This window comes from Bacillus sp. SIMBA_031 (assembly GCF_046535225.1).
GTDB lineage: Bacteria > Bacillota > Bacilli > Bacillales > Bacillaceae > Bacillus > Bacillus velezensis.
The window spans coordinates 1-277 of the sequence record NZ_JAWRXC010000167.1; the positions used below are offsets into that span (position 1 = coordinate 1).

Consider the following 277-nt stretch of genomic DNA (forward strand, 5'->3'; position numbering starts at 1 on the left):
ATATACTACATTTTTACTTCTTTTTTGTTTGTTTTGCCCTTTTTTGTTTGTCTTAAAGCGTTATGATTTAGGGTTGCTGATGACAATTCTTTTTGTAATAATAGGAGTGCGGATCCGTAAGTATAAGAATCCAATCCCTAACTACAAAATGATTGTTAATAAAGAGGGGGCTGAATATTATAATGAAGAAAATGAGCTTTTAGACAAAGTATTGTATACGGATTTGTTATCTCCTATTATGTCACCTAAACCAAAATATGACATTGAATCAGTATTT

The 277-nt window shown here is 30.0% G+C and carries 1 protein-coding gene; it reads left to right on the forward strand.

The window, feature by feature from the left end:
* A partial coding sequence (locus SB724_RS19915; RefSeq protein ID WP_410572544.1) for a hypothetical protein occupies window positions 1-277 on the forward strand: 277 nt, incomplete at both ends.